21 protein-coding genes and 1 tRNA gene are annotated in these 19,782 nt (G+C 64.8%); 3 read left to right on the top strand and 19 right to left on the bottom strand.

From position 1 onward, the window contains the following. Nucleotides 1-21 precede the first annotated feature (21 nt). The 6 genes from RLDS_RS35950 to RLDS_RS35930 all read right to left on the bottom strand — a co-directional run bounded on the left by RLDS_RS35950 (nucleotide 22) and on the right by RLDS_RS35930 (nucleotide 5,883). Entirely contained in the window at nucleotides 22-1,398 is a 1,377-nt protein-coding gene (locus tag RLDS_RS35950) for an ATP-binding protein (RefSeq protein WP_021225299.1), read from the bottom strand. A 10-nt stretch (nucleotides 1,399-1,408) separates the two neighbouring features. Beyond that, a complete protein-coding gene (locus RLDS_RS35945) occupies nucleotides 1,409-2,128 on the bottom strand; it encodes a response regulator (protein WP_031297739.1) in 720 nt (239 codons plus the stop codon). Between the two features lie 135 nt (nucleotides 2,129-2,263). Further along, on the bottom strand, nucleotides 2,264-2,893 hold the full coding sequence (locus RLDS_RS35940) for an EF-hand domain-containing protein (RefSeq protein WP_021225297.1): 630 nt from the start codon (nucleotides 2,891-2,893) through the stop codon (nucleotides 2,264-2,266). Nucleotides 2,894-3,095: 202 nt separating this feature from the next. Then, nucleotides 3,096-4,313, bottom strand: coding sequence for an argininosuccinate synthase (locus RLDS_RS35935; protein ID WP_021225296.1), 1,218 nt, complete (start codon nucleotides 4,311-4,313; stop codon nucleotides 3,096-3,098). A gap of 168 nt (nucleotides 4,314-4,481) precedes the next feature. After that, entirely contained in the window at nucleotides 4,482-5,522 is a 1,041-nt protein-coding gene (locus tag RLDS_RS0127910; RefSeq protein ID WP_236616822.1) for a hypothetical protein, read from the bottom strand. A gap of 166 nt (nucleotides 5,523-5,688) precedes the next feature. Further along, nucleotides 5,689-5,883, bottom strand: coding sequence for a DUF4169 family protein (locus tag RLDS_RS35930; protein ID WP_021225295.1), 195 nt, complete (start codon nucleotides 5,881-5,883; stop codon nucleotides 5,689-5,691). A 90-nt stretch (nucleotides 5,884-5,973) separates the two neighbouring features. Here RLDS_RS35930 and RLDS_RS35925 point away from each other — a divergent pair, with 90 nt between their 5' ends. Then, a complete protein-coding gene (locus RLDS_RS35925; protein WP_021225294.1) occupies nucleotides 5,974-6,975 on the top strand; it encodes a LacI family DNA-binding transcriptional regulator in 1,002 nt (333 codons plus the stop codon). Nucleotides 6,976-7,155: 180 nt separating this feature from the next. Here RLDS_RS35925 and RLDS_RS35920 read toward each other — a convergent pair. From RLDS_RS35920 to RLDS_RS35900, 5 genes are all read right to left on the bottom strand, one after another. After that, nucleotides 7,156-7,232 (bottom strand) — tRNA-Arg (locus tag RLDS_RS35920). Between the two features lie 34 nt (nucleotides 7,233-7,266). Further along, a complete protein-coding gene (locus RLDS_RS35915; RefSeq protein ID WP_021225292.1) occupies nucleotides 7,267-7,737 on the bottom strand; it encodes a DUF1178 family protein in 471 nt (156 codons plus the stop codon). Continuing rightward, nucleotides 7,734-8,573 carry a carbon-nitrogen hydrolase family protein gene (locus RLDS_RS35910; protein ID WP_021225291.1) on the bottom strand — a complete coding sequence of 280 codons (840 nt, stop codon included), beginning with the start codon at nucleotides 8,571-8,573 and terminating at the stop codon, nucleotides 7,734-7,736. The genes RLDS_RS35915 and RLDS_RS35910 overlap by 4 nt, the downstream gene beginning before the upstream one ends. Next, entirely contained in the window at nucleotides 8,570-8,827 is a 258-nt protein-coding gene (grxC, locus tag RLDS_RS35905; protein ID WP_021225290.1) for a glutaredoxin 3, read from the bottom strand. Before grxC ends, RLDS_RS35910 begins: the two co-directional genes overlap by 4 nt. 48 nt (nucleotides 8,828-8,875) lie before the next feature. Then, nucleotides 8,876-9,646: a ComF family protein gene (locus RLDS_RS35900; RefSeq protein ID WP_021225289.1), complete on the bottom strand. Its 771-nt coding sequence runs from the start codon at nucleotides 9,644-9,646 to the stop codon at nucleotides 8,876-8,878. A 41-nt stretch (nucleotides 9,647-9,687) separates the two neighbouring features. On the opposite strand from RLDS_RS35900, the gene RLDS_RS35895 reads away from it, so the two are divergent. After that, the gene (locus RLDS_RS35895) at nucleotides 9,688-10,539 is read left to right on the top strand and encodes a class I SAM-dependent methyltransferase (protein WP_021225288.1); all 852 of its coding nucleotides are present in this window, start codon (nucleotides 9,688-9,690) and stop codon (nucleotides 10,537-10,539) included. Nucleotides 10,540-10,542: 3 nt separating this feature from the next. On the opposite strand, the gene RLDS_RS35890 is transcribed toward RLDS_RS35895, so the two are convergent. Then, nucleotides 10,543-11,322 (bottom strand): SDR family NAD(P)-dependent oxidoreductase, encoded by a 780-nt coding sequence (locus RLDS_RS35890; RefSeq protein WP_021225287.1) that lies wholly within the window; start codon nucleotides 11,320-11,322, stop codon nucleotides 10,543-10,545. Between the two features lie 37 nt (nucleotides 11,323-11,359). After that, nucleotides 11,360-12,250: a metallophosphoesterase family protein gene (locus RLDS_RS35885; protein ID WP_031297732.1), complete on the bottom strand. Its 891-nt coding sequence runs from the start codon at nucleotides 12,248-12,250 to the stop codon at nucleotides 11,360-11,362. A 70-nt stretch (nucleotides 12,251-12,320) separates the two neighbouring features. Here RLDS_RS35885 and RLDS_RS35880 point away from each other — a divergent pair, with 70 nt between their 5' ends. Continuing rightward, on the top strand, nucleotides 12,321-13,217 hold the full coding sequence (locus tag RLDS_RS35880) for a diacylglycerol/lipid kinase family protein (protein WP_021225285.1): 897 nt from the start codon (nucleotides 12,321-12,323) through the stop codon (nucleotides 13,215-13,217). Nucleotides 13,218-13,288: 71 nt separating this feature from the next. On the opposite strand, the gene rpmE is transcribed toward RLDS_RS35880, so the two are convergent. The 6 genes from rpmE to RLDS_RS35850 form a co-directional block, all read right to left on the bottom strand. After that, nucleotides 13,289-13,513: a 50S ribosomal protein L31 gene (gene rpmE, locus RLDS_RS35875; RefSeq protein ID WP_009822308.1), complete on the bottom strand. Its 225-nt coding sequence runs from the start codon at nucleotides 13,511-13,513 to the stop codon at nucleotides 13,289-13,291. Between the two features lie 112 nt (nucleotides 13,514-13,625). Then, a complete protein-coding gene (fabZ, locus tag RLDS_RS35870; RefSeq protein ID WP_021225284.1) occupies nucleotides 13,626-14,066 on the bottom strand; it encodes a 3-hydroxyacyl-ACP dehydratase FabZ in 441 nt (146 codons plus the stop codon). Between the two features lie 43 nt (nucleotides 14,067-14,109). Then, nucleotides 14,110-14,760, bottom strand: coding sequence for an OmpH family outer membrane protein (locus RLDS_RS35865; RefSeq protein ID WP_021225283.1), 651 nt, complete (start codon nucleotides 14,758-14,760; stop codon nucleotides 14,110-14,112). Beyond that, the gene (gene bamA, locus RLDS_RS35860) at nucleotides 14,760-17,405 is read right to left on the bottom strand and encodes an outer membrane protein assembly factor BamA (protein ID WP_031297728.1); all 2,646 of its coding nucleotides are present in this window, start codon (nucleotides 17,403-17,405) and stop codon (nucleotides 14,760-14,762) included. The genes RLDS_RS35865 and bamA overlap by 1 nt, the downstream gene beginning before the upstream one ends. 86 nt (nucleotides 17,406-17,491) lie before the next feature. Beyond that, the gene (gene rseP / locus RLDS_RS35855; protein ID WP_021225281.1) at nucleotides 17,492-18,625 is read right to left on the bottom strand and encodes an RIP metalloprotease RseP; all 1,134 of its coding nucleotides are present in this window, start codon (nucleotides 18,623-18,625) and stop codon (nucleotides 17,492-17,494) included. Then, entirely contained in the window at nucleotides 18,622-19,779 is a 1,158-nt protein-coding gene (locus tag RLDS_RS35850; protein ID WP_021225280.1) for a 1-deoxy-D-xylulose-5-phosphate reductoisomerase, read from the bottom strand. The genes rseP and RLDS_RS35850 overlap by 4 nt, the downstream gene beginning before the upstream one ends. Nucleotides 19,780-19,782: the final 3 nt, after the last annotated feature.

Below are 19,782 nucleotides of genomic sequence, written 5' to 3'. Positions count from 1 at the left end.
GCCCTTTTAAATCGGGCGACGTCAGGCGGGCAGCACCAGGCTGGCCTCCAGCCCCCCTTCCGCGCGGTTGGCAAGGCGCAGTTCGCCATGATGTTCGGTCATGATCGCGCGGACAAGGGCGAGGCCGAGGCCCGCGCCGCCGGTTTCGCGGTTGCGCGAACCTTCCAGCCGGGTGAAGGGTTCGAGCATTTCGGCCATGCGGTCCTGCGCGATGCCGGGGCCTTCGTCCGCGACGGTGATGCGCACCTGGCCGGGTAAGTGGGCCACGCTGACATGGGCGCGATCGCCATAGACGATGGCGTTTTCGATGAGGTTGCGCAGCGCGCGGCGGATCTGTTGCGGGCGGACCAAGGCGACAGCGCGGGCGCTGTCGGCCAGGGTGACGGGCGACCCCAGCTCGACGAAATCCTCCACCACCGCGTCCGCCAGCGCCGACAGGTCGACCTTTTGCGGGCTTTCAGCGCTGCGGCCGGCGCGGGCGAGCGAGAGGATATCCTCCAGCATGCGGTTCATTTCCTCGATCGTGTCGGACATGCGCGCCCGCTCGGCCTCGTCCTCCACCGATTCGGTGCGCACCCGCAGCGAGGCGAGCGGGGTGCGCAGGTCATGGCCGATCGCGCCCAGCATCCGGTCCTTTTCATCCAGCATCGCGATGATGCGCGCGCGCATGGCGTTGAAGGCCATGGTGAGATCGCGCACGTCGCCCGGCCCGCGTTCGTCCACCGGATCAGCCGCGCCGGTGCGGGCGAATTGCTGAGCCGAGGCGGTCAGCTGGCGCAGCGGACGCGCGAGGCGGCGGCCGATCCACAGCAAGGGCGCGAGCACGATGATGTAGAGGATGAGCGTCTGCCCCGCCAGCCAGCCGCCAAAGCGGGGCGGGCGGTTGCCGATGCGCCCTTCGACCAGCAGCCATTGGCCCGCATCATATTCGACGGCCAGTTGCAGCCGGCCGACGCGGCGGTCATCGGGCGCCTCCCCCTGACGCAGGCGCAGCCTTTCCCAGCGACGCAGCGGCATGACGAGGCTGTCCTCCGCCGCGATCACCTGGCGCACGGTGAGGCCCATATCCTCCAGCATGTCGCGCGCGCGGTCCGCGACATCGGGCCGGGGCTTGCCGCCGAGCGTGGGCTGAGCGGACAGGAAGCGGATGGCGCGCGCTTGGCGCCGGTCGGGGCGGCCATCTCGCGCTGTGGGGCGGTCGGGCGTGCGATCGGCGCGCTGATCCAGCGCGGTCACGACGCGATAGGCGAGCGGCGCGGTCTGGCCGGTCAGCGTCAGCCGGTTGCGTTCGCGCAGCAGCAGGCTGAAATTGATCGCCTGCGCGACGAACAGCGCCAGCGCGACGAGCAGGATCACCTGCCCGACCAGGCTTTGTGGCCAGAGGCGGCGTATCGTCATGCCCAGCGCATCACAATTTGCGCACTTCGGCCGACAGGGTGTAGCCGCCGCCCCAGACGGTCTTGATCAGGGTGGGATTCTTGGGGTCCGGCTCGATCTTCTTGCGCAGGCGGCTGATCTGGTTGTCGATCGCGCGGTCGAAGGCGTTGGCCTCCCGCCCCTGGGTGATGTCGAGCAGCTGGTCGCGGCTCAGCACCTGATTGGGGCGCGTGGCAAAGGCGAGCATCAGATTATATTCGGCGGTCGACAGCGGCAGCGATACGCCTTCGTTGTCGACCAGCGTGCGTTCCTGCGATTTGAGCAGCCAGCCGGCAAAGGCGTAGGTCGCGCCATCGGGCGCGGTGACGCGCTGGCCGCCGCTGGCGACGCGGCGAAAGATCACCTTGATGCGGGCGACCAGTTCGCGCGGCGAAAAGGGTTTGAGGACATAATCGTCCGCGCCCATTTCCAGGCCGACGATGCGGTCCGTCTCCTCCGATTTCGCGGTGAGCAGGATGACCGGTATCTCGCTGGTTTCGCGGATATGGCGGCAGAGCGACAGGCCGTCCTCGCCCGGCATCATGATGTCGAGGATGACGAGGTCGATGGCGTTGGCGTTGAGCCGCACCCGCGCCTCCGCAGCGTTGTCGACGGCGGTGACGCGAAAGCCGTTGCGCGAGAGATATTGCGCCAGCGGTTCGCGGATCGAACGCTCGTCATCGACGAGCAGGAGATGGGGACGGTCGCTCATCATGCCTGTCTGTCATGGGTTGGTTATGGTTGGAAGGGCGAAGGAGGTGCCTTCGCCCTTCCGGGGCGGAGCGGCGCGCGCTTCCCGGGGGAGAGGAGCCCGGCAAGACAGCAGCGCCACCCGCCATCACAGCGCTCAGTTCTGGGCGGACGCCTTGCGGTCCTTCCACGCGGCGCGCATCGCCTGGCGGCCCGCCTTCATTTCGTCGGCGGTGACATAGCCATCCTTGTTGCTGTCAGCCCGGTCGAACATGGCGAGCGCCCCGGCCGTGAATTCGGCCTTGGTGACGGTGCCGTCCTTGTTCGCGTCACCCATGGCGCCGCCGTTTCCGCCGTGGCCCATCATGCCGCGATGATGGCGCTTGCCCATGTGACGGCGGCCTTCGCCCTTGCCCATTTCGGCGCGCTTGTCGGCGCGGGCCTGCTGGCCGGCGGCAAGTTCGGCCTTGCTAAGCTGGCCATTCTTGTCGGTGTCGAGCCGGGCGAAGCGTTCGTCCATGCGCTGCTGGCGCTTGAGATCGCGATCCTTGGAGGTCAGCTGCCCGTCCTTGTCGACGTCCATTTTGGCAAAGCGGGCATCGAGCGCGGTGATGAGTTCAGCCTTGCTGATCTTGCCATCCTTGTTGGCGTCGGCCTGCATCATCATGCCGCCGCGTGGGCCACTGGGGCCGTCCGCGCCGGGCTGGGCCGATGCGACATGGGTGGCGGCAAGTCCGCCGACGAAGAGCGATCCGACCGCGACGGTGGTGAAAAATTGGCGAAGCATATCTGTTTCCTTGGCTTGGTTCATCCGAACGAGGCCGATGCCGCGTCCTTGATGACCCTTATGGAAACAATGTGTCCCGCAACTTTGTCAGTCCAGCGGTCAATTTGTCGCGAAATGTAACGGGTAAGCGGCGCTGGGGAGCGCCACTATGTCGGGTGGGTCGAGGGGGGCAGCGATGAGGCTGCCCCTCCCCCTTGCACGATCAGCGGTCGCGGCGTCCGAGCAGGCGAAGCCGCAGGGCGTTCAGCTTGATGAAGCCCGCTGCGTCACGCTGATCATAGGCGCCCGCATCATCCTCGAACGTCACGACCTTTTCGCTGTAGAGCGAATAAGGCGATTTGCGGCCGACGACATACACGCCGCCCTTGTAGAGCTTGAGGCGGACGGTGCCCGTTACCTTTTCCTGGCTATGGTCGATCGCCGCCTGGAGCATCTCGCGCTCAGGGCTGAACCAGAAGCCGTTATAGATGAGTTCGGCGTAGCGCGGCGCGAGTTCGTCCTTCAGATGCGCAGCGCCCCGGTCGAGCGTCAGCTGCTCGATCCCGCGATGGGCAAGGTGATAGATGGTGCCGCCCGGCGTTTCATACATGCCGCGTGACTTCATGCCGACAAAGCGGTTTTCAACAAGGTCGAGCCGGCCGATGCCATGTTTGCGGCCATAGTCGTTCAATGTTTCGAGCAAAGTGGCAGGCGACATGCCAACGCCGTTGATCGCGACGCCGTCGCCACGTTCGAAGTCGATGGTGATATATTCCGGCGCGTCGGGCGCATCCTCCGGGTTCACCGTGCGCGAATAGACATAGTCTGGGGTTTCCTCCCACGGGTCCTCCAGCACTTTACCTTCCGACGAGGTATGCAGCATGTTGGCGTCGGTCGAAAACGGGCTTTCGCCGCGCTTGTCGCGGGGGATCGGAATCTGGTGCTTTTCGGCGAACTCGATGAGCTTGGTGCGGCTGGTCAGGTCCCATTCGCGCCAGGGCGCGATCACCTTGATGTCGGGCGACAGGGCATAATAGCCCAGTTCGAAGCGGACCTGGTCATTGCCCTTGCCGGTTGCGCCATGGGAGACGGCATCTGCGCCGACCTGTTTCGCGATCTCGATCTGACGCTTGGCGATCAGCGGGCGGGCGATCGACGTGCCGAGCAGATACAGCCCCTCATAGAGCGCGTTGGAACGCATCATCGGGAAGACATAGTCCTTCACAAACTCTTCGCGCAGGTCGTCGATGAAGATATGCTCTTCCTTGACGCCCATCAGCCGGGCCTTGGCACGCGCTGGCTCAAGCTCTTCGCCCTGCCCCAGATCCGCGGTGAAGGTCACGACTTCGCAGCCATAGGTCTGTTGCAACCATTTCAAAATCACGCTGGTGTCGAGGCCGCCGGAAAAGGCGAGGACGATGCGATTGATCTTTTCGGTCATGGAGCGGCGACTCTTTCTGATGGAAATGGCGCGTCAAGGGATGCGCGCGCCCGGTATCAGCCATGCTGGAAAAGCGCAACCGGACTGGCGGAAACGCACGGTAAAAAGGCCGGGCGCGCGGCCCGGCCTTCGTTGCGCTTTGCCTCTGGTGTGACGGCAAGCCGCCGATCAGTTGGTGCGCGGCTTCAGGAAAGACGCGCGGCGATTGTCCTTGTCGAAGCGATAGACCATCTGGCTACGATCCTGCGCAGCCGGGCTGTGCGCGGCGGCCGGTTCGGCATGGACGGTCTGCGGCACATCGGGGATGCGAGTCGCGCCGTCGCGCTGGGCCAGCAGGAAGCGCGCGCGACGGGCGCGCTTTGCCCGGGTGGTGAAGGGGTTTTCCGGGCTGGGCGGCGCTGCGACCATGGCGGCGAGCGTCGCGTCGGATGCCGTCGCCATCGCCGGGCGCGGGTGGAGCGCAGGCCGGGTGGCCGGCGCTGTGTCGACAGGTTCAGGGGCGATCGGGCTGGCCGTTGCTGTCGATGCCATCGCCGGCGCTGAAACCGCGCTCTCATAGGTCGGGACGGCCATCGCCTCCTCCTCTTCCGGCCGGCGACGACGCATCAGCGCCGCGCCACCCAGGCCCAACAGCAGCAGCGCACCGCCGCCCATGGCCCAGAGGATCGCCTGATCGGTGCGGTCCGCCTGCGCTGTCGGTGCTGGTGGCATCAGCCGGTCAGCTGGAGCGGATGCCGCCTCTGCCGTAGTGCGATCGGCCGTCGGGGTGTCCGGCGTGGTAACGGGCGTGGCTGCTAAAGGGGCGGGCGATGTCACAGGCTGCGAGTCTGTTCTCGCAGCGGCAGTCTCCCGCGTCACGGGCGCCTGCTGTGTCACGGCGCGCTCCGCGGGGCGGCTCGCGGCCTGCTCGGCTTCAGCAGCGGCGCGTGCTTCGGCAATCCGCTGCTCGATCGGGGCGGTCTGCTGCACGACGGGCGCGCTTGGCTGGAAGACCGGGGTGGTTGGCGAGTCAGCGCCGATTGCGGGCGACGTTGTCGCCGTCGGCGCCTGCGTCATGGCGGGCGGGGTGATGATCGTGGCGTCTGGCGTCATCGTGGGGGCCGATGCCGCCGAACCCATATCCTGCGCCAGCACAGGGGTTGCGGTGAAGGCCAGAACAGCGGCAATCGCGGCCCTGGCGGGGCGGGGGGTGCGAATATGTCCAGTCATAGTGCATCATCAACCCGCCACCGGCCCGAATCTTTGCATGCCATGGTCATTTCACGGATGAGTCGAAATCGCTATGCGACGAACGGACAATCCTGAACAGGCGTTCATAGTGAACCTGCCAAATATCCTTCGTTAAATGAACCAATATTCATCTAAACGGAGTTATTTACTCGACGTTATCTTGGGATAACTCCCGAAACGCTCCCTTCAACACGGCACTCTGTTGATCGTCTTCCTTCGCTTGCGATGCGCGCTCGGCCTTTGTGCGGCCAAAGCGCGCGCGATTTTCGGCGGCCTGCGCCGCCTTGTCGGCGCGTTGCTTGCGCTTGCGCGCCTGCCGCAGATTGATGACAGTGCCCATTGCCCCACCATAGGGCCACGCGCCATGGCTTGCCAAGCGCGCCGGCAAGGGGGCATGACAGTCCCTCCCCGCGCCACGAGCCAGGACCCCATGACCAGCATTCACGACGTCGCCGCCCTCGCCAAAGTCTCGATCAAGACGGTGTCCCGCGTTGTCAACAAGGCGCCCAATGTCAGCGACGCGTTGCGGGACCGGGTGCAGGCAGCGATCGCGCAGCTGGGATATCGCCCCAATCAGTCGGCGCGGCGGCTGGCGGGCGGGCGGTCCTTCATGATCGCATTCCTCTATAATAATCCCGCACCCGGCTATGTCAGCCGCATCCAGATGGGCGCGGCGTGGCGGTGCCGGGACCTGGGCTATCATCTGGTGGTCGAACCGCTGTCGCCCGGTGGGGAGGAACGGTTCGACGTGCTCGACCGGCTGGTCGCGGCGCTGCGGCCCGATGGCGTGCTGCTGGTGCCGCCACTGGCCGACGATCAGGCGCTGCTCGACAAGCTGGCGCAGATGCAGCTGCCCTGTGCGCGCATCGCCGGTTCCGCGCCTTCGCCCAGCTTCACGATATCGACGCCCGAACAGGCGGCTGGCCGGATGGTCGCGGGTCATCTGACCGGGCTTGGCCATCGCCGCATCGGCGTCATCACCCCGCCCCCGACCCACCATGCCGCGCTGCGCCGCGTGGATGGCTTTCGCGAGGGACTGGATGCGGCGGGCATCGCGGCGGAGGAGGCGCTATTCGTGCCCGGTCGCTTCGATTTCGCGTCCGGCATCGCGGCGGGCGAAACCTTGCTGGCGCTGCCCAATCCGCCGAGCGCCATCTTCGCCACCAATGACGACATGGCGCTGGGCGTGCTGACGCTGGCGCACCGGATCGGATTGCGCGTGCCAGAGGATCTGTCCGTGACTGGCTTTGACGATACGTCGGCGAGCCTCACATCCTGGCCCCCGCTCACCACCGTGCGCCAGCCGCTGGAAGATATGGGCCGCGCCGTCATCGACGCACTGGCGCAGGGCGCGCAGGGCACGCAGGGCATGCCGCAATTCACCTTCACCCTGATCGAACGCGGCAGTTCCGGCCCGCCGGCGATGGAGTGATTTTTCCCGCATCATCGGATCAAGACATTAGGTTGATAGTAAAAGGCCGTTGCGTCTTGTTGATGTCGGACAGGAACCGGGTCGGTGATGACCTCATCCGCATCGCCGGGAGCAAACTCCAGCGTGGCGCCAACAGCTACTGGCGCATCGCCGCGCCGCGTTATTATCACTGAACCGAAATGGTGCACCCAACTGGATTCGAACCAGTGGCCCCCAGATTAGGAATCTGATGCTCTATCCTGCTGAGCTATGGGTGCCCGGTGCCGGCTCTATTGCGCGGGAGCGCCGGGGTCAATTCTTCGCGTGCGGCGGGACGACGGGAAGTGGCAGGGGCGCGACCTCTACGCCTTCGGCGATCAGGGCCTTGGCTTCGGCGGGGGCGACTTCGCCATGGATGCTGGCGCGGTCCTGTTCGCCATAATGCATGGCGCGGGCCTGATCGGCAAAGTCGCGGCCGACCCAGGTGGAATCGGCCAGCAGCTTCTGCTGCGCCTGCGCCACCGCTTCGACCAGCGCCTGCATCTTGGCCATGTCCGCGCCGCTCGCAGCCGGAGCGGCATCATTCGGCGCTGCGGGCACTGGGCGCTGATTGCCCTTGGCCGCGATGGCCGGCGCCATGACGGCCTTCATCACCGACACGTCGCCGCAGACCGGACAGGCGATGAGGCCGCGGGCCTGCTGCGCGTCATAATCGCTGCTGGACCCGAACCAGGCTTCGAACACATGGCCCTGACCACTGCATTTAAGGTCGAACACGATCACGAAATTGTCACGTCCTTCGGGATAAGCTGGCGATTGGCGAGCGCGGGCACCCGCGCGCGCACATCCTCTATGCGCGACAGGTCGATATCCGCAAGCCCCAGACCTGCCGCCTCGCCCATGTCCAGCAGCACGTCGCCCCAAGGGTCGACCACCAAGCTATGACCATAGGTGGTGCGCCCGTCCGCATGCGCACCGGCCTGCGCCGCGGCAATGACGACGCATCCCGCCTCGATCGCGCGGGCGCGCAGCAGCACATGCCAGTGTGCTTGGCCCGTCGGCACGGTGAAGGCGGCGGGCGCCAGCAGGATTGTCGCGCCGGCATCGGTCAGCGCCCGATACAGATCGGGAAACCGCATGTCATAACAGATGGAAAGGCCCATCAATCCCCACGGCGTCTTTACCGCGACCGCCTGTTCCCCCGGCCCGTATACGGAAGATTCCCGCCAGCTTTCCCCGCTCGCCAAATCGACGTCGAACAAGTGTATCTTGTCGTAGCGCGCGCGGATGTCGCCATTGGCGTCGATCATCAGGCTGCGATTGACCCAGCGGCCATCCGATCGTTCATCCTTGAAAGGCAATGACCCGATATGGACCCAAAGCCCTTCGCGCGCCGCTGCTTCACGAACGGCGGCCAGGACATCATCATCCGCTTCACTGCGCAGCGTGCCTGCCGCGCGGGCGCGATCGCGATCCAGATAGCCAGCCATTTCGGGGGTGAAGAGCATGTCCGCCCCTTCCCGCTTGGCGCGGCCCGCCATGTCGACGATCGCGGCGGCATTGGAAGCGGGATCAATCCCGCTCGTCATCTGAAAAAGGGCGGCGCGAAAATGGCTCACTGGCCGAGCATCGCGTCCAGCTTGCCGGCGCGGTTCAAAGCGGCAAGGTCGTCGCTGCCGCCAATATGCTGGCCGTCGATGAAGATTTGCGGCACGGTCGTCTGACCGGGCGCGCGCTCCAGCATTTCGTCGCGCTTGGGGCCGCCCATGCTGATGTCATATTCCTCGAACGCCACGCCCTTGTCGCCGAGCAGCGCCTTGGCCCGCGCGCAATAGCCGCACCAGGCCTTGGTATAGATTTCCACTTTCGCCATGAAGAATATCGCTCCTTTGCCACAAAGATGGGGCAAGGCCAGCCAATGTCAATCAGCTGCGTCGGTTGGCGCGGCATCGCGGTCGGGCAGCGCGCGCGCCCAGCAAAGCAGCCGGACGGTGGTGGCGCCGCCGCGCTTCAGCGTCCGCGCGCAAGCCCCGGCGGTCGCGCCGCTGGTGTGGACATCATCGATCAGCAACACGCGCCGCCCGGCAAATCCATGGCCCGCAGCCAAAGTGAAAGCCCCACGGACCGCCCTGGCCCGCTGCGCCGGGTTCATGCCGCGCAATGGCTGTGTCCGCCGCGCGCGTATCAGACCGTGCCGGTCGACCGGCCAGCCCGTCAGCGTGCCCAGATGGTCCGCGATCAGCGCCGACTGGTTGAACCCGCGATGCCACAGGCGCCAGCGATGCAAGGGCACTGGCACGATCACGGGCGGATCGCCCTCCCCTGCCGTCCCCACATGACGCAGCATCTGCCGGGCGATCAGCCGCGCCAACCCGATGCGCCGCCCATATTTAAGCCGCAGCGCCACCGTGCGCGCGACATCACCATAGGCCAGCACGGCGCGCGCGCTGTCCCAGGGCGGCGGAGCAGCCAGGCACGCGCCGCACGCGGCACCATCGCCCATGTCGTGCGGGAAAGGCAGGCCGCAGCGGGCGCAACAGGGGTCGCCCAGAAACTCCATGCCGCCCCAACATTCGAGGCAGAAGGCATGATCTTCCCCGACGATGCCGCCGCAACCGGGGCAGCGCGGCGGCAGCGCATAATCGAGCGCCGGACGCAGCGCGGCCTTGAGAAGCGGGGCAAGAGGCATCATCTGCCTTGTTCCCGCTTCACCGCCTCTGCACAAGGCCCGCCATGGATTCCCGCCCCGACATATTCGATTCGGCCCTGCGCGCCCGGCGGCGTGACAGGATGCTGCCCGCTTATGCGGACCATGATTTCCTGCACCAGGCAATGCTCGACGAATTGCTCGATCGGCTGGGCGATGTGCAGCGCGAGCTGCCCGAAGCGCTGGTGATCGGATGCCCTGACGGCCGCGCGCGCGCTGCGCTGGAGGCGATGGGCAAACGAGTCGCCTGCGTCGATCCGTCCTTTCTGGCCGCGCGCGCCGTCAATGGCGTGCAGGCGGATGAGGACGCCCTGCCCTTTGCCGACGATAGTTTCGACCTGGTGCTGGCATGCGGCACGCTGGACAGCGTCAACGACCTGCCCGGCGCGCTGATCCTGATGCGACGGGTGTTGCGGCCCGACGGGCTGATGCTGGCCGCCTTTGCCGGCGCGGGCAGCCTGCCGCGCCTGAAAGCCGCTCTGCTTGCCGCTGAAGGGGATCGAGCGGGCCAGCATATCCATCCGCAGGTGGACGTGCGCGCGGCGGGCGATCTGCTCAGCCGCGCCGGCTTCGCCATGCCGGTGGCCGATGGCGAGACGCTGACGATCCGCTATGGCGACATCGTGCGACTGATGCACGACCTGCGCGGCATGGGGGCGGGCAATGTCCTGACCCACCGTCCGCCTGCGCTCACCCGCAACGTGCTGATGCGGGCGGCGGCGCATTTCAACGATGCCGCCGATCCCGACGGGCGCGTTGCCGAGCAAATGGCGCTCATCTATCTGTCCGGCTGGAAACCCGACCCGAGCCAAGCGAAGCCGGCCCGGCGTGGCAGCGCGACGGTATCGCTCGCCCAAGCGCTCAGGAAACCGGATTGATGATCAGCCCGGCGACGCGGCCGAGCCAGCCAATAGTCCGCCATCAATGTCGATTTCGGTGCCCGTGATGTAGGTTGCCTCATCAGAGGCCAGCAGCACTGCGACCGCAGCGACTTCCTCGACCCGGCCAAAGCGTTTGACCGGCGTATCAGCCACCAGCGCCGCCATTCGGGCCTGCCGGTCGGGACCGTCCCCTATCATCGCATCCCAAATCGGCGTCATGATCGCGGCGGGATGGATGGAGTTGCAGCGGATTTTCCATCCCTGCTGCGCGCAATAGAGCGCTACGCTCTTGCTATGGTTGCGGATCGCCGCCTTTGATGACGCATAGGCTGCTGCGCCTGGAATGCCGACCACCCCGGACCGGGACGACATATTGATGATCGCCCCTTCGCCCTTTCGCTTCATCGCGCGAATGGCGTAGCGGCAGCCCAGGAAGGTGCCGTCGAGGTTCACGCGGTGCACCGCATGCCATTCGGAAAGACTGGCATGTTCAGGGTCATGGCGAGTGCCGGCCTCCCCCAGACCGGTGATGCCCGCATTGTTGACCAGCACGTCGATCTCAGGATGCAGGTCAAGCAGTCGGTCCCAGTCGGCTTCTTCGCCAACATCCAGCCGTTCGAAGCGACAGCCGATCGCGTTCGCGCTTTCGCTGCCCGCCGGTGCGTCGATGTCCGTCAAAAGCACATCGGCGCCTTCCCGATGAAAGGCCTCGACGATTGCGCGTCCGATGCCGCGCGCACCGCCTGTCACGACGCATGTTTTTCCCGCCAGCCGCGCCATATCGCCTCCAATTGTTGAGATGCGGCGAGAGAAACCGTCAGTTCGCCGCCGACGTCAAGCCCGCAGGGACCGTCATGGCCCCTACCCGCGCCGGCTCTATCACCTCCTTCGCGGTCCATTCCTCGTTATCGCGGACATATTCCACATGGCTGGCGCGGCGGAAGCTGGCGCCGTCCCAGACGATCACTTGCAGGTCCATCTCATTATTGCGACGGACATGCAGCCAGTTGAAGCTTTGCGGTTCGTCATTGCGCAGGCGGGTGGAGGTGGCTGTCCCGGCCTGGATGACCAGCGCGCCGCCGCTGTGGGCGACCATCTTGTCGGCAGCTTCCGCATAGGTGCGATGGAAATGGCCGGCAAGCGCCACATGGACGCCCGCCTCACACGCGGCCTGCACGGCATCGTCATGCCGCCCGACCGCTTCGCTCAGTTCATTGCCTCGGCCGATCGGCATGGAAAAAAGCGGGTGATGCGTCACCAGGATGCGCGTCTTGTCGCGCGCGACCCGGCCGAAGCGATCGCGTATCATGTCCATCTGGTCATGATTGATCCGCCCGTCCTTGATCGTCAGCGACCGTGCCGTGTTGATGCCCAGGATCGCGACTTCATCGTCTTCGTAGAATGGGCAAAGGTCATGACTGATATAGCGACGGTAGCGGCGCAGCGGCGCAAAGAAGCGGCGCACAATGTCATAGAGTGGCACGTCATGATTGCCCGGTATGACAAGCGTTTTGAGGCCAGCGGCGCGCAGCTTGCCCAGCCAGGCGGCGGCCTCACGAAACTGATCGACCCGGGCGCGCTGCGTGAAATCGCCGCTGATGACGACCAGGTCGGGGCGACGCGCCTCCAGCCAAGCGGTGGCGGCGTCCACGATCCGGGGATCGTTCGCGCCGAAATGAATGTCGGACAGGTGAGCGATGCGGGCCATGGCAAGGTAACGAATCGCGCGCAAAGGGTTTCCGGCCGGAGCCGAATCCATCGGGCGGAGTTATTGCGGCATGGAAACGACGGACTTGCCCAAGGACGCGATACTGGTCGTCAACGCCCATAGCCGGCGCGGCCAGGACAATTTCGATCAGGCGCGCGAGAAGCTGGAATCGGCCGGCGTCAGGCTGCTGGCCGCCCATGCGGTGAAAGACCCCGAGCAGATGGCCGCCACTGTGCGTCAGGCGATTGCCACCGGCGCGCCCATGGTCATCGTAGGCGGCGGCGACGGGTCGATGTCGGGCACGGTCGACGAATTTGTGGGGAAGGATTGCGTGTTCGGCGTGCTGCCGCTGGGCACCGCGAACAGCTTTGCGCGCACGCTTGGACTGCCGCTGGATCTGGACGGCGCGGTGCAGGCCATTGCCACCGGGCGGCGGCGACGCGTCGATCTGGGGATGGTGGATGGCGATTATTTCGTCAATGCCGCCTCCCTGGGCCTGTCACCCATGATTGGGCGCACGGTGCCGCATAAGTTGAAACGCTATCTCGGCCGGATCGGCTATCTGGCCTGGGCCGCCAAATGCTCGGTCGGCTTTCGCGCCTTTCGCCTGACGATCGATGACGGGACGCAGGAACATCGCATGTGGTCGACAGAGGTGCGAGTGCTGAACGGCCCCTATCATGGCGGGGTCGAACTGTCCGATCATGCCGACGTCGATACTGGCGAAATCGTTATCCAGGCCGTGGTCGGCCGCAGCAAGCCGCGCCTCGCCTGGGACTGGTATGCCAAATTCTTCAAGCTGCGGGATCGCGACGCGCACACCCGCGAATTTCACGGCAAGTCGTTCCGTATCGAAACCCGGCCGCGCCAGCGCATTTCCATTGACGGGGAGGTGCTGGCGCGCACGCCCGTCACGGTCAGGATCGCCCCCGGCGCTGTCGACGTCGCGGTGGCGCGCGATGAGTAGCTACGCGATAGCAGGCAACAAAAAAGGGCGCCGATCGCGGCGCCCTTCTCTATTCGTGCCGCGTCGGCCGATTACTTCTTCAGCGTCAGACCGCCGAAACGCTTGTTGAAGCGCGCCACCTGGCCGCCGGTGTCGAGCTGACGGTTGCCGCCCGTCCAGGCCGGGTGCGACTTGGGGTCGATGTCGAGCGCCAGCGTGTCGCCTTCCTTGCCCCAGGTCGAACGGGTCTGGAAAGTGGTGCCGTCGGTCATCTGGACGGTGATCATGTGGTAATCGGGGTGGGTATCGGCCTTCATGGCAATATGCTCCTTTGGTGGCCGGTTTCCGACCGGCCGGATGCGAAAATAAGCGAAGGCGCGCCGTTAGCGGTTTCGGCGCGCCAAAGCAAGCATGGTAATGGACGGGCGGTCAGTCCTGCGGCGGATCGGTGATCATCGCGACGAAATTCGCCTCCGACGCCAGTTTGCCGTCGATCGTCGCCTTGCCGCTGAACTTGCAGATCGCGCCTCGGTTCTGCGTCACTTCGACATGCAGGTCGAGCAGGCAACCTGGTTCGACCGGCGATCGGAACTTCGCGCCGTCGATGCTCATGAAATAGACGAGCTTGCCGGAGTCGGCGAGGTTCATCGATTCCACCGCCAGCACGCCGGCCGCCTGGGCCATCGCTTCGACGATCAGCACCCCTGGCATGATCGGGCGCGTGGGGAAATGCCCCTGAAAAAAGGGTTCGTTGACCGACACCGCCTTGATCGCGTGGATCGACTGGTTGGGCACCAGTGACACCACGCGGTCGATCAGCAGCATCGGGTAACGATGCGGCAGCGCAGCCATGACCCGACGGACATCCATCGGGCCACGCGCGTTCGTTTCAACCTCTCCGTTCATTCTTGTGTCAGCGCGACTTGGGCGCCTGCGCCGGGGTCGCGGGCGCTGCGGCGGCCGCGCCCTGCGCCTGGCCCGGCTGCCAGCCGGCCGGCGGGGTGATGCCGACGCTGGGCACCAGTGCATTGAGTTCGGTGATGACGGCCGGCGTGATATCCGCGTTCGCGCCGAAGCTTTCGGTCGCCGCCTTCTTGAAGACGATTTCCGACTTGGTCTTGGCGGTTGCGGCCTTCAGCGCGTCGTCCAGCTTGGCGACGATCTGCTGTTCGACATAAGCGCGGGCGAGCGCCACCGGTTGGGTCAGGCGCTGCAATTCGGCCTGGCCGGTCTGCTGGGCCTGCTGCAACTGCTGGAACTGGGTTTCCAGCGCCGGCGTCGATTTGTTGCCGGCGGCCTTGTAGGCGGCCTGAAGCGCGTCATTCTTGGTCTTGAGATCGGTTTCGATCGCGCTGCGACGCGCGGTGATCTGGTCCAGCTGCGGCTTGTAGGTCGTCTGCATTTGCGTCATCGCGGTGGTGAAGGCCGTGCTCTTGGCGACGGCTTCCTCCAGATCGACGACAGCGATGCCCGACTTGGTCTGGGCAGCGGCCGGGACGGCCGTCAGGGCGATGGCGGTCATGGGCGCCAGAAGCAGCGCCGCAGCTTTAACGAATGTCTTCATCAGAATTGAGTCCCCACATTGAAGGTGATGAGCTTGTTGTCGTCCCCTGGTTCCTTGAGCAGGGCCTTGGCGATGTCGATGCGGAACGGGCCGAAGGGCGAGTTCCAGTTGACGCCAAAGCCCACCGACAGACGCGGCTTGAGCGTGTCGCCGAGATATTCTTCTTCGAATCCGCCGGCCACTTGAAAGCCATCGGCTGTCACATAGTTTGAAGGGCAGATCGGGCTGGCGGCAGTGCCGGTTGCCCTTACCGTGGTCAGACCGCTGGCAGAGCAATAGCCTGCAAACTGACCATTACCGTTGATCAAACCAGGATCTTTGAGGCCAGCCACGGCCCCAGCGTCCATGAAGATCGACGGACGCAGCCCCATCTCGCGCGCTGCGGAACCCAAGGGAATCTGGACCTCAGCACGAGCAAGATAGTATATTTTGCCGCCCAGAGCATCGTCAGTCCGATTGTTGTTTCCGGTCAACCGTTCGCCCGTAACGACGCCGTCCTTCACTGACGTGGAATAATAGCGGCGGATGATGCGCGGTCCGACGCCGCGAATATCAAAGCCACGGAATTGCGGTTCGCCCAGGAAGAAGCGATCGACCAGACGGACCTTGTCCACCAGTTCGCCGGACGCATCGCGCCGTTCGCCTTCCAGGCTATGGATATAGCCGCCCTCGCCCGACAGGGAGAAGATGAAACCACCGCCCAGCGGCCAAAACTTGGATGCCGACAGACGCGTCTTCACATATTTGACGTCACCGCCAAGGCCCGCAAAATCCTGGCTCAGCACAACATTGTTGCCGCGCGTCGGGCGAATGCGATTATCGCGCGTGTCGTAGATCAGCGAATAGCCCACCGACGATGTCGTCCGCTTGCCGATCGCATCGCAGAGATAGCGGCCCGCCAGCAACGGGTCGCACTGGCCATCCGTATAATAAGTGTCCTCGTCCAGCGTCACATCGTCGAAGTTGAGGCTGTAGCGCAGCGCCAGCGACATATATTCGGTGATCGGCACGCCCGCCCGGATCTGGAAGCCCGTGGTGGTCTGCTCGTAGGTGGTGTTGCGGTCATTGTTGTTCAGATATTGGAAGCTGTTGAGATCGCGGCGATAGATGTCGCCGCCGAGCGCAATATTCTTGTCCATGAAATAGGGTTCGGTGAACCCGACCTCAACCGACTTGGAATAGGCGGAATAATTGATCGACGTGCGAAGCTCCTGGCCCTTGCCGCGGAAATTACGCTGGGTGATCGATGCTGCGACGATGAAGCGCTCCAGCGAGGAGAAACCAGCCGAGAGCGACAGTTCGCCGGTCGATTTTTCCTGCACATTGGTTTCCAGCACGATGCGGTCGGGCGCGGAGCCGGGCTTCTGTTCGATATCCAGCTTTTCCTGGAAGAAGCCGAGCGAATTGATCCGATCCTTCGACCGCTTGACCAGGAAGCTGTTGAACGCATCGCCTTCAGCCAGTCGGAATTCGCGACGGATGACCTTGTCCTGCGTCAGCGTATTGCCGTTGATGTCAACCCGTTCGACATAGACGCGCGGCGCGTTGGCGATGCGGAAATTAATCCCCATCGTCAGGTCTTCCTTGTTCCGATTGAAGTCGGGCTGCACGTCGGCGAAGGCATAGCCGAACAGGCCGGCCGTCTCGCTGAGCGTATCGACCGTATCCTCGACCAGCTTGGCGTTATACCAGTCGCCCGTCTTCATCGGCAGCCGCTTGGTCAGGCTTTCGCCCGACAGGTCGCGAATGTCCGATTCGACCTTCACGTCGCCAAATTTGTAGCGGTCGCCTTCCTCCACCACATAGGTGATGATGAAGTCCTGCTTGTCCGGCGTCAGTTCCGCCACGGCGGAGATCACGCGGAAATCGGCATAGCCTTCGGTCAGGTAGAATTGGCGCAGCTTCTGCTGATCATAGGCCAGGCGATCGGGATCATAGCTGGTGCCCGAGGAGAAAATGCGGAACCAGCGCGACTGCTTCGTCACCATCTCGCTGCGCAGTTCACCATCGCTGAACTTGTCATTACCGATGATGTTGATCTGGCGGACCTTGGACTTAGGCCCTTCGGAAATTTCAAAGACGATATCGACGCGATTCTGGTCGAGCTGCACCATCTTGGGCTCAATGGTCGCGGCGAAGCGGCCCTGGCGGCGATAAAGCTCGACGATGCGGGCGACGTCGGCGCGCACCTTCGACCGGGTATAGATCTGGCGCGGGGCGAGCTTGATTTCCGGACGGATCTTGTCGTCCTTCAACCGCTTATTGCCTTCCAGCACAATGCGGTTGATGACCGGATTTTCCTTTACCTCGACCGTCAGCGCGCCATTGTCGTTGCGGATCTGGACGTCGGCGAACAACTCGGTTTCGTACAGGTCGCGCAGCCCCTGATCGAGGCTTTCCTGGCTGTAGGGCTGGCCGATGCGCAGCTTCGTGTAGGACAGCACCGTGTCCGGCTCCAGCCGCTGCGTGCCGGTGACGGTGATCGACCGGATCGTCCCCTGCGCCGCAGGCGCTGCCGTCGTCGCAGGCGCGGCCAGAGGTGCGGCGGCATCCTGCGCCACCGCCGGAACCGCCGTGAGGCCCGCGATCATGGTCGTCGCCAACAGGGCGGCCACGATCGGGCGCTGCCTCATGCTGCTGTTCATCGCTGTCACCCGCTCCACCTCAAACGCAAAAAAATGTTTCCGTCGCAACAGACGACGCCAAGCCGCGCTTCCCTGCCCGAAGCGCGTCAGCCGATCAAGCCGGACAGGCTTTTCCAAAGCCCGAAAGACGACAAATCGTTGAAAGTCACCAGCAGCATCATCGCCATCAGCACTGCAAGGCCGGACCTGTAGGCCCATTCCTGCGCCTGCGCACTGACCGGGCGCCGCTGCACCGCCTCAATCCCGTAAAAGAGCAGATGCCCGCCATCGAGCATGGGGATTGGCAACAGGTTGATGAACCCCAAGTTAATCGAGATGAGCGCGACGAAGAAGATGAAGCTTTCCAGCCCCAGCGTCGCGGCCTGCCCTGACACTTGCGCGATCTTGAGCGGCCCGCCCAATTCCTTGACGGATCGGCCGCCGCTCACGATCTGGCCCAGCGTTTCGACCATGGTGCGCACGATCTGCCCGGTACGCTCGACCGCCACGACCGGCGCGCGCAGCAGGCTGACGCGCTCGACCACGGGTTCACCAGCGCCGATGCCCAGCCGGCCGACGCGGAATTTCTGGCCGAAACCATCATCCTCCATCACCGCGCCGATTGTCGTGCGCACGTCCAGCCGCCGCCCATTCCGTTCGATCGCGACATCGACCGGCTCGCCTGGACGGATGCGCGTGTACATCACCATGTCGGTATAGGTGTCCATCGCCCGTCCGTTGAAGGACAGGATGCGATCGCCCACCCTGATGCCGGCGGCGTCCGCTGCGCTGCCCTGTTCGACGATGCCCGCAACCGCCGGCGTACGGCTTTCGCCATGGACCACGGCGAAGGTCGCGATGATCAGCATGGCGAACAGGAAATTGATCGCCGGCCCTGCCGCCACGATGGCGGCGCGTTGCCACAAGGGTTTGGCGGGGAAGCTTTCCGCCCGATCCTTGGCGGACATTTCCAGCCAGGCCGGATCGGTCATGCTGGCGGCGTTCATGTCGCCCTTGAAGCGGACGTAGCCGCCCAAGGGCAACGCCGCGACACGCCAGCGCGTGCCGCGCCTGTCCACCCAGGCGAAGAGTTCGGGACCAAAGCCGATCGAAAAGGCCTCTGCCTTCACCCCGAACCAGCGGCCGACCAGATAATGGCCAAGTTCATGGACGAAGACCAGCGGTCCGATGACCGCCACAAAGGCCAGCGCTGTCAGCAGGAAGCCGGGATTCTGGATCAAACCGTCAATCTTTCCATCGTCTGACCCGCAAAGAGGCGGGCCTGCGCGTCGGCCGCCAGCACGTCCCCGATCGTGCTGGGCCGCCCCGCGCTATAGCGGTCCAACACATCCTCCACAATCATGGCAATATCAAGGAAGCCGATGCGCCCCGCCAGAAAAGCGGCCACCGCGACTTCGTTGGCCGCATTGAGGATTGCGGGGGTCGCCCCCCCTTCCGCAGCGGCCGCGCGGGCAAGGCGCAACGCAGGAAAGCGTTCAGCATCAGGCGCTTCGAAGTCGAGCCTGCCAATGGTTGCGAGATCCAGTTTCTGGCACGGCGTGACGATACGGTCCGGCCAGGCCAGCGCATGGGCGATGGGAATACGCATATCCGGCGAACCCAATTGCGCCAGCGTCGAACAATCGCGATATTCGACCATCGAATGGATGACCGATTGCGGGTGGACCAGTATCTCTATGCGATCAAGGCCCACCGGGAACAGGTGATCGGCCTCGATCAGTTCCAGTCCCTTGTTCATCATCGTCGCGCTGTCGACGCTGATCTTTGCGCCCATCGACCAGTTGGGGTGTGCCACCGCCTGCGCCGGAGTGATGCCGACCATCTCGGCGCGGCTGCGCGATCGGAACGGGCCGCCGCTCGCCGTCAGGATGATCCTTGATACATCGTCGATGGAACCGCCGGCAAGGCACTGGAAGATCGCATTATGCTCGCTGTCAACCGGCAGCAGCGTCGCGCCCGATTCCCGCGCCGCCGCCATCATCAGGCCACCGGCCGACACCAGCGACTCCTTGTTCGCCAGCGCCACCGTGCCGCCGGCCTTCAGCGCAGCCATGGTGGGCGTCAGGCCCGCGCAGCCGACGATGGCCGCCATGGTCCAGTCCGCGCCGGCTTGCGCTGCGTCGACCAGCGCCGCCTCTCCCGCTGCTGCTTCGACACCCGATCCGGCGAGCGCATCCTTGAGCGCGCCATAGAGATCGTCCTGCGCAATGACCGCCAGTTTTGCGCCGGTCGCCTTCGCCTGCGCCGCCAGCCCGTCGACATCGCGGTGCGCGGTCAGCGCCACCACGCGATAGGCGTCGGGTTCGCGCTGGACGAGATCAATGGTGGACAGGCCGACCGATCCGGTGGCGCCAAAGATGGAAACGCTTTTCATGTC

Source organism: Sphingobium lactosutens DS20 (genome assembly GCF_000445105.1).
Lineage (GTDB): Bacteria > Pseudomonadota > Alphaproteobacteria > Sphingomonadales > Sphingomonadaceae > Sphingobium > Sphingobium lactosutens.
The sequence above is the reverse complement of the archived record's forward strand: the minus strand, read 5'-3'. Positions and strand labels throughout refer to the sequence as shown.

Bases quoted from the DNA above. Each gene is read 5' to 3' on its own strand.
- RLDS_RS35950 (WP_021225299.1), bottom strand. From the start codon at position 1,398: ATGACGATACGCCGCCTCTGGCCACAAAGCCTGGTCGGGCAGGTGATC.
- RLDS_RS35945 (WP_031297739.1), bottom strand. From the start codon at position 2,128: ATGAGCGACCGTCCCCATCTCCTGCTCGTCGATGACGAGCGTTCGATC.
- RLDS_RS35940 (WP_021225297.1), bottom strand. From the start codon at position 2,893: ATGCTTCGCCAATTTTTCACCACCGTCGCGGTCGGATCGCTCTTCGTC.
- RLDS_RS35935 (WP_021225296.1), bottom strand. From the start codon at position 4,313: ATGACCGAAAAGATCAATCGCATCGTCCTCGCCTTTTCCGGCGGCCTC.
- RLDS_RS0127910 (WP_236616822.1), bottom strand. From the start codon at position 5,522: ATGACTGGACATATTCGCACCCCCCGCCCCGCCAGGGCCGCGATTGCC.
- RLDS_RS35930 (WP_021225295.1), bottom strand. From the start codon at position 5,883: ATGGGCACTGTCATCAATCTGCGGCAGGCGCGCAAGCGCAAGCAACGC.
- RLDS_RS35925 (WP_021225294.1), top strand. From the start codon at position 5,974: ATGACCAGCATTCACGACGTCGCCGCCCTCGCCAAAGTCTCGATCAAG.
- grxC (WP_021225290.1), bottom strand. From the start codon at position 8,827: ATGGCGAAAGTGGAAATCTATACCAAGGCCTGGTGCGGCTATTGCGCG.
- RLDS_RS35900 (WP_021225289.1), bottom strand. From the start codon at position 9,646: ATGATGCCTCTTGCCCCGCTTCTCAAGGCCGCGCTGCGTCCGGCGCTC.
- RLDS_RS35895 (WP_021225288.1), top strand. From the start codon at position 9,688: ATGGATTCCCGCCCCGACATATTCGATTCGGCCCTGCGCGCCCGGCGG.
- RLDS_RS35890 (WP_021225287.1), bottom strand. From the start codon at position 11,322: ATGGCGCGGCTGGCGGGAAAAACATGCGTCGTGACAGGCGGTGCGCGC.
- RLDS_RS35885 (WP_031297732.1), bottom strand. From the start codon at position 12,250: ATGGCCCGCATCGCTCACCTGTCCGACATTCATTTCGGCGCGAACGAT.
- RLDS_RS35880 (WP_021225285.1), top strand. From the start codon at position 12,321: ATGGAAACGACGGACTTGCCCAAGGACGCGATACTGGTCGTCAACGCC.
- rpmE (WP_009822308.1), bottom strand. From the start codon at position 13,513: ATGAAGGCCGATACCCACCCCGATTACCACATGATCACCGTCCAGATG.
- fabZ (WP_021225284.1), bottom strand. From the start codon at position 14,066: ATGGATGTCCGTCGGGTCATGGCTGCGCTGCCGCATCGTTACCCGATG.
- RLDS_RS35865 (WP_021225283.1), bottom strand. From the start codon at position 14,760: ATGAAGACATTCGTTAAAGCTGCGGCGCTGCTTCTGGCGCCCATGACC.
- bamA (WP_031297728.1), bottom strand. From the start codon at position 17,405: ATGAACAGCAGCATGAGGCAGCGCCCGATCGTGGCCGCCCTGTTGGCG.
- RLDS_RS35850 (WP_021225280.1), bottom strand. From the start codon at position 19,779: ATGAAAAGCGTTTCCATCTTTGGCGCCACCGGATCGGTCGGCCTGTCC.